Here is a 6,786-nt window from a genome sequence, read left to right as displayed (position 1 = left end):
TGTCCGACGAAATGCCCATCCCTGAATTTCAAAACGGACTCTAAGAGGTTCGCCTCCATTGCACCGCGGTGAGCGCCCGTCTTGCTTATTTACGATTCTGCGGGCGGCGGTGGTCCCTGCAAGAGCGGCGCAAAGAACCTGTCGATTGCGGCGTCGATGACCATTCTCGTCGGCTCATCAGTCTGGATGCGACGCGCGTCATCGTGAACCTCTTCGTGGCGCTTTGCCAGAAACTCGGCGAATTCGCCGCTTCGTGCCGCCGCTCTCCGTATCTCGTTTTGCATGACCAGGCGCAGCGCCCATACGTCAGTGAACAGCGTCGTCAAAGCTTTTTCATTCATAGCACTCTCCCGAAACAGTGGGGCAGTGTGGCCGATCTGACTCCCAAACATCAGCGTTTCGTCGAAGGGTACGTCGTCGGCCTGAACGCCACGCAGGCAGCCATTCGGGCCGACTACAGCGCCAAGACGGCCAATCGCGAAGGGTCTCAATCGGTGTGGCGTCTCCGCGCCGATCGGCACGATAAGGAATTGAGATCTCAAAGGCGGGTGGGACAGCGCTGTGGCGCCGGTTCAAAGCTGTGAGCGATCTTCTCGCCATAGCTGCCCGCTGCCGGCTCGGTGCGGCTCCCGAAGCAGCCCACTACGGAAGCTGATTGATAATGGCACGCAATATAACGGGCGGTTCACCATCTCAGCCGGGCTTTATTCCGTTCGCACGTCGGCCAATGGGCAAGCACAAAAAGAACTGGCAGTGCGCCTGTCGAATCTCATCGACCTTTGCGAACGTGCCCGAAAGATGCTGGCGGACGTCTTCCTGGGCTCCCGGCGCATCCAAGGCCTTCATCCGATCGAGGATTTTCGCGATGCGCCGTGAGGATCGTCGCGCCTTTGCCCGGATCCATGAGGTTGAGCTGTCGAACCCGGTCGATATGGCCTGAGCGGGAGTGGGCGGGCTTTTGCGTTTTGCCCAAGGCGACCAGTTTAACCGGCCTGCTCCCGAAATCCCCCCTTTGCCATTCGGTCATTGTGGTCCCTCCGGTTCAGCACATCGACGAGCTCGCTGGCAGCCTTCGCGCATATCCCCGCGAGAACAAGGCCGTCCAGTTCCGCGGGCCATCCGGTGAACATATCGTACACTGTCCAGAGTTCATCGGGATCCTGATGGGTATAGTAACGTCGTGGCATTTGGGAATGGTAAAGGCGGACCGAAGGTTGCGACAAGGGCAATACCTTTCACCAAAAAGTCGAACCGTTCCTGACCACAGTCCGCCGAAAGCGGTAATTGTGCGATCCATTGCATCGTTCGAGAGCCCGGAACCGCTCAATTGGCTCTGATGCCCAGGCGCGGCGGGCGGACGGCATGTCCGCAGCGGTGATCGCCTTGCGAACCCATCAATCCGCCCCCGCCCGTGGAGACGGGTCGAGAAGATGGCAGGCGTGCCGCCGAAGGCGTGACCCGGCGCACGAGGTGCTTGCTCGCAGCGGCGAATCTCGGGGCCCGGGGCGTCAATCTCTTTGGGGCCTAGGCCTTCCGGCCGGGGCGACCGGCTTGATGAACATCGTCCAGATTTCCTGAAAACTCAATCCAACATTGCCGCAGCCGGATCGGCCCGGCTGCCTGGAAAGGGGCTCTCAATCAAACAGCCGGGCCAAGGTCGGCTTGCGGAAGCCGGCTAATGACAGCTAGCTCCCGAACTGCCGGAAATTCAACTCCCCCAAACAGCGGAAGGGGAACCATGAATCCGTTTCGGCGGCGGCGAACCCTGAGCCGGGAGGGGATCATCCCTATTGGCGGGCGCGTTGGCGCTAGCGCTTGCGCTTCTTGGGCTTGGGCGGCGGCCGGAAAGCGTCGCCGATCAGAATGCCTGCTTCCTTGGCAGCGTCTGTGAATGCCTGGCGGGCGCTGGCGGCATCGCCTTGCCCCTGCAGCGCCTCGAGGCAGGCCTTGCGAGCGCTCCAAGAGGTTTCGCTCTCGCTGTCGGCGGGCCATTTGCGGAGCAGCCATTCCGCCGCCTCCCGAACGCTGCCGATATTCTGGACCAGTCCGGCGCGCGCGACATGGACCATCACGGCCTGGTCGAAAGGCTTGTCCTCAAGCTTAGCCATCCAAAACACCCCAAACCCTGTCCCGCGCAACAAGGCTATTTCGGCTTCGCCGTCGTGAGCAAGAGAGACGCTGCGGTGACTGAAGGGCGCGCCCGCGTCGCCCGGCATCGCGGCGAGCAGTGTTCAGGTCAATCCCTTCGAACGGTTTTCACCCTCCTGATCAAGGGTGCGCTCCCTTACCCAAACGCACCTTTTGCGGGCTTTGTACCGCAAGCTGATATGCGCTAGCCACTGCGCATCAATAGCTACCTGATCGCATTGGCCAGGCCCATTCAAATGCTGCTACTTGGACGGGCCGCCTCAGGCCTGTGTGGCGTCGCGTCGACTTAGCCCCGGCACTGCCAAGCGCCGGCGCGCGGGATCCTTTCCTATGCCAGGCTGCCGGTTGCCTTGTGGGACAGGGACAACAACTGAAGGCGGACGCTGGACGGCGTTCCTGCGCAAGCATGCCGGCAAGAGCGGCCGCCGCGTCGTCTCGGCCTTCATCCCCACCGCCTTCGCCCAGGAGACGGCCGAGTCGCAAGCGTGAAGTGGCGCGCGTGGCCGACCAGATCCGCGCCCCAAGGTGCCGAATTCGCTACCATCATGACCCGCCATGGAACTCGCAAAGCGGCAAGCGCGAGCTTCTTGCGACATGCGACCGACCATTCCAGTCGGCACGATCCTCGCCGACGCCACTGTTGGGGCGCCATCGGTGAAATCTTAAGGCTGCCGTGCCTTGGCAATTCCATGTCGCGGTCGGCGACAAGGTGGCGGTCAAAGAGAGCGAGCAGCCGCGTGGTTCGTGCAGATATGGCACAGGCGTAAAGAAAAGCCGGCTGAAAGCGTGAGGCTGCCAGGCGGCTATGCAGCTACCGGCGCGAGGTGCTGTGCGGGCTAGCGGCCACCTGAAATAGCACTGGGCCATCAGGACGGAACGAGAAGGCGGTACTGCCGGTGAAATATGTATCCGGGGATAAGTTGCTGGACGCAAAGCCAACGACAATTTTCGGCGTGACAAGTAGATTTTGCGATGTGGCTTGGTGGGGTGGCACAGGCGACCGGCTCAAAGCAATCAGTGTCGGCCTGCCTGTGCCAATCAAGCCGCCACCACGTCATCGGGGCAGGGCGGTAGGCCTTTTCGTCATGCGTTCCACCAAAGGGCGTAATGGTGCAACGTGGCATCACGTGGTGATCTCTGCAGCCGCGTGCGCTTTCCCTGATGCGTGCTTCGGGCGGGAGGAATTTTCCACATGAGCTTGGACGCACCAACGCTTTTGAGCGGCACGGCGGGATAGAAATGTCCTTTCTGCTGTTCCTCCGCGGCCTTGTCGGCATGCTTTTGGTGTTTGCGATCACCACATATGTGGTAACGCAATCGCTTTGGACGACGTTCATTCAGACCGTGATCTGCGCGGTTCTGGCGCAGATCGGCTACTTTGCCGCGGTCCTTTTCCTTGTGTGGCGGTCGGCCGATACGCGGAAGATCGAAGACAGCTCAGCAAAGAATGAACGTGCAAGGCTCGCCGACCAAAGACCAGCCGGCAGGAAAGGTCAGCCGGTTGACCGGCGTCGTCCCGCGTTCCGTCGACCGTAAGCCGAGGCGCAAAAACTCGGACGCCGTTCGCGGTTGGCAACAGTCCACTCCTAGGCTTCAAGTCAGCGTGGGGAGGACAGGCCAGCCGTCTGAACAGGTCGCGCGCCAGGCATTTTTCGGACAAATCGGCGACACGGGGGCCCGGTCCCATGTGCAAGACCAAGGGACCAAGGCGGCCATCGGCATGACGATCGGCGATGACTGCCCCCGCTGCGCTCGACACGGTATCGTCCGCACCACCTGCCGCGAGCCAGCCAGCAATCCGCCCGACCACACCCGGGACCAGCGCCTATCGTGGGCAGATTTCTACAGGGAGCGGCCGAACCTGAAGCCGGACAACGTTAATCGTCCGCAGGCGGACGAAGTATGACGACCGCCAACCGTCTGGCGTGGCCGCGTTATGCGAACTGCCGGAATCAAGAATCATCTGTTCGTTTTGTTGTTCACCCGGTTTTCCACAGCGCGGGTGAAATCGAATCCGGCGAGTCGTCCCCTTGCAGCTTCCTACCGGGCTCGATTTGGTCGACCCACGTCGGTACGCAATCAAACATGGAACAGTTTGGGTCAGAGACGGTTCGGCGCCATGGCGAAGTACTACTTCGACGTACGAGACAACGACGTGGTCTATCCGGACGAGGACGGGATGGAGCAAAGCAGTCTTGCGAACGTTCGCGCCGAGGCTATCCAGACATTGGCCGAATACGTTCGGAGCACCCTTCGCGACGAAACCCGCCACACGCTCAGGGTGGACGTGCACGACGAAGATAGCCGCCCGGTGCTACATGCCGTGATGGTTTTCGAGGTGGAGATTTCAGGGCCTGCCGCCTCAGGCTATTCCCAATAGTGCAGCAGATGACCGCTGCTGCGCTCAGCGCAACCAGCCTCTCCAGCCCTGGGCCCTAGCCCCCGCGGACAGGCGGTGTAAAAAAATATCCTGTCCGAAAAATTCCCAAACCGGACGGGAGGTTCCTGCCCGCCCACTATGAGCCGCTTGGTGCTGCGTGCCCGATCGATCCTCGACAAAGGCACTGATGTCCTCGTCTTCAATGACGTACATTCCGGCATCGAGCGCTGGCTGATCGGCTTCAATTTATCGTCAAAACAGTCGAGGGCCCTCGTGGTCCACTACCGCAAGGGTCCAACCAGCTTCGGGCTCTTGGCGGCAAATCTGGATATCGACGGACACGCCTCCAGCCGTGACGCGGCTGCAAAGTGCGACATGACATCACTCACTTTTCCAACAGGAACAACTTTTCGCGCTTGGGAGCCGGCGAAGACAAGACCGCCGCTCTGGCTCACCGATACCGGTCATACCAGTGCCTCGAACGCTGGTCCGATTGGCCGATAGCCAGCCCGATAAGCAAGCCAACGATGCCACCCACTACGAATGCTGAACTCACAACGCCAGGGTTCTCTCTGATCGGGGTGACAACAGCTTGGGTCGCTCGTGAAGCGGCCGCGACAGCATCGTCTGCGCGCTCTGCGATTACCGCTCTTAAGTTGGCCAATTCGCGCTTAAGACCGTCGGTCTCCCGCGCCAGGTCGTCATCTGCGCTGGCTCTGCCTGCTGTCGCCTTGTTGTCAGTGTTGTCGGCCATTGGTGCTGCACTCCGAAATGGGCAATGACGCGCAACGAAGGACGGGCCGCAATGGTTCCGGTGTGCGGGATCGCATCCCGATTGTGCGGAGTTCTATGCTTCCGTTTCGATGCTTGACCAAGTCGGCAAGCACCTCGCTTCGAATACGACATTGGGCTGAAGGGCGGGGCTGGCGTTGGTTGCGAGGTGGGTTCTTCGCTCATCTGTTGCGTTCCGTAGGTGGTCCGCATACCGATCGGCGTGATGGTCTCCTCGCCGCCTTCAAACTTGCTCGAATTCACTTGGCGTCCGATCCGGCAGAACTGCAAGTTTCAGCCAAGGTCGCAAGAGCAGCTTCCTCGGCTTCGCCGGCGGCCTCAAGCCGCCGCGTCGAAGGCGATCTGGGCTTTCATCGCCCGACTTCAATAGTGCGCGTTCCGTTGCGTGAAGAGATTTCGCGGCCTTAGGTCACATGCTCCAAAATCATCCGCCAACGGCAGATCGCCCGAGAAGTGAACCTGCCACATGGATTCGATTTCGTCCGGCCAGCTTGGCGGAATAAAGCGCCTTGTCGGCCTGCGCATATAGGCTGGCGGCAATGTCGCCGGGCCGCCCGGCAGCGATTCCGGCTGAGAAAGTGTAGCTGAAATCCGCACGCTCCACGAGTGGTCTCGCGCTGCGGACAACTGCCAGCATTCTGCCTACGATCAACTCCGCCTCCTCCAATGACGTGCCTGGCATAACCAGTACGAATTCTTCGCCACCCACCCGGCCGAAACAGTCGGTTCGACGTACCAGGCCGTGTATTCGTCGGGCAAAATCGCGCAGGATCACATCCCCCACCTGGTGCCCGAACCTGTCGTTGACGCTTTTGAAGCTGTCGATGTCGAGAACGCCAAGGCAACCAAGAACGGCGTCCTTGGCATCGCGTCGCTGCAGCATGTCGTCAACGCGAGCCATCACGAACCGGCGATTGGCAACGCCAGTCAACTCGTCGGTGTGAGCGGCCTTCATGGCGAAGTCCCGATCTTGCCGCACCGAGCGTTCGTCCGCCCGCAAGCCGGTGATATCGTTGGCAATGCAAAGCATCCAGCCGTCGCTGTTAACGGTTTCCGTCATCAACAGCCAGCGGCCATCGAAAAGATCGGTCTCGAAGGCTCGGAACCCAACCTTCCCTCGCCGCGACTGCGTTGAGATCAACCACGCTTCAAAATCCGGGTCGCGAATGATGGTGCCTCTGCGGGCCTGGAAATTGCGGCGCATCAGTTCTGACCAAAACGGCGTCTCTTCCGGCTCTATAAAAAATGCCGAGCGGAATGCAGCGTTTGCATAACGGAGCCGGTCGAAGCCGTCATAGGCGGCGATCAAGACCAGCGTCTTCTCGTGCATCTGGAAAAGCTTGTTCAAAACCTCGTCCATGGCCCTACACTATCGATCAACACCTTTGAAAAAACCAATAATAATCGTCTTGGTTGTATGGCCTAAGAGCCTGCCCAAAAGAGTTGAGTGATATCCGTGGGTTGAT

7 protein-coding genes are annotated in these 6,786 nt (G+C 60.2%); 5 read left to right on the top strand and 2 right to left on the bottom strand.

The genetic code is table 11. The features are described 5' to 3' along the window. Positions 1 to 68 precede the first annotated feature (68 nt). Together MAXJ12_RS39925 and MAXJ12_RS37270 are read left to right on the top strand one after the other, a co-directional pair. The gene (locus tag MAXJ12_RS39925; RefSeq protein WP_341872555.1) at positions 69 to 584 is read left to right on the top strand and encodes a terminase small subunit; all 516 of its coding nucleotides are present in this window, start codon (positions 69 to 71) and stop codon (positions 582 to 584) included. After that, positions 562 to 876, top strand: a complete 315-nt coding sequence (locus tag MAXJ12_RS37270) for a hypothetical protein (RefSeq protein ID WP_139044127.1) — start codon at positions 562 to 564, stop codon at positions 874 to 876. The genes MAXJ12_RS39925 and MAXJ12_RS37270 overlap by 23 nt, the downstream gene beginning before the upstream one ends. A 932-nt stretch (positions 877 to 1,808) precedes the next feature. On the opposite strand, the gene MAXJ12_RS34750 is transcribed toward MAXJ12_RS37270, so the two are convergent. Beyond that, the gene (locus MAXJ12_RS34750; protein ID WP_139044126.1) at positions 1,809 to 2,108 is read right to left on the bottom strand and encodes a DUF982 domain-containing protein; all 300 of its coding nucleotides are present in this window, start codon (positions 2,106 to 2,108) and stop codon (positions 1,809 to 1,811) included. A gap of 1,201 nt (positions 2,109 to 3,309) precedes the next feature. On the opposite strand from MAXJ12_RS34750, the gene MAXJ12_RS30160 reads away from it, so the two are divergent. The 3 genes from MAXJ12_RS30160 (at position 3,310) to MAXJ12_RS37265 (ending at position 5,032) form a co-directional block, all read left to right on the top strand. Beyond that, positions 3,310 to 3,684 (top strand): exopolysaccharide production repressor protein, encoded by a 375-nt coding sequence (locus tag MAXJ12_RS30160; RefSeq protein ID WP_341872554.1) that lies wholly within the window; start codon positions 3,310 to 3,312, stop codon positions 3,682 to 3,684. A gap of 583 nt (positions 3,685 to 4,267) precedes the next feature. Next, positions 4,268 to 4,528 carry a DUF6894 family protein gene (locus MAXJ12_RS30150; protein ID WP_050898935.1) on the top strand — a complete coding sequence of 87 codons (261 nt, stop codon included), beginning with the start codon at positions 4,268 to 4,270 and terminating at the stop codon, positions 4,526 to 4,528. Positions 4,529 to 4,675: 147 nt separating this feature from the next. Further along, positions 4,676 to 5,032 carry a hypothetical protein gene (locus MAXJ12_RS37265; RefSeq protein ID WP_139044125.1) on the top strand — a complete coding sequence of 119 codons (357 nt, stop codon included), beginning with the start codon at positions 4,676 to 4,678 and terminating at the stop codon, positions 5,030 to 5,032. Positions 5,033 to 5,744: 712 nt separating this feature from the next. On the opposite strand, the gene MAXJ12_RS30140 is transcribed toward MAXJ12_RS37265, so the two are convergent. After that, a complete protein-coding gene (locus MAXJ12_RS30140) occupies positions 5,745 to 6,680 on the bottom strand; it encodes a GGDEF domain-containing protein (RefSeq protein ID WP_008839955.1) in 936 nt (311 codons plus the stop codon). Positions 6,681 to 6,786 lie beyond the last annotated feature (106 nt).

It is taken from the genome of Mesorhizobium alhagi CCNWXJ12-2 (assembly GCF_000236565.1).
Classification (GTDB): domain Bacteria; phylum Pseudomonadota; class Alphaproteobacteria; order Rhizobiales; family Rhizobiaceae; genus Allomesorhizobium; species Allomesorhizobium alhagi.
Note: the sequence above shows the minus strand (reverse complement) of the source record. Positions and strands in the feature narration are given on the sequence as shown.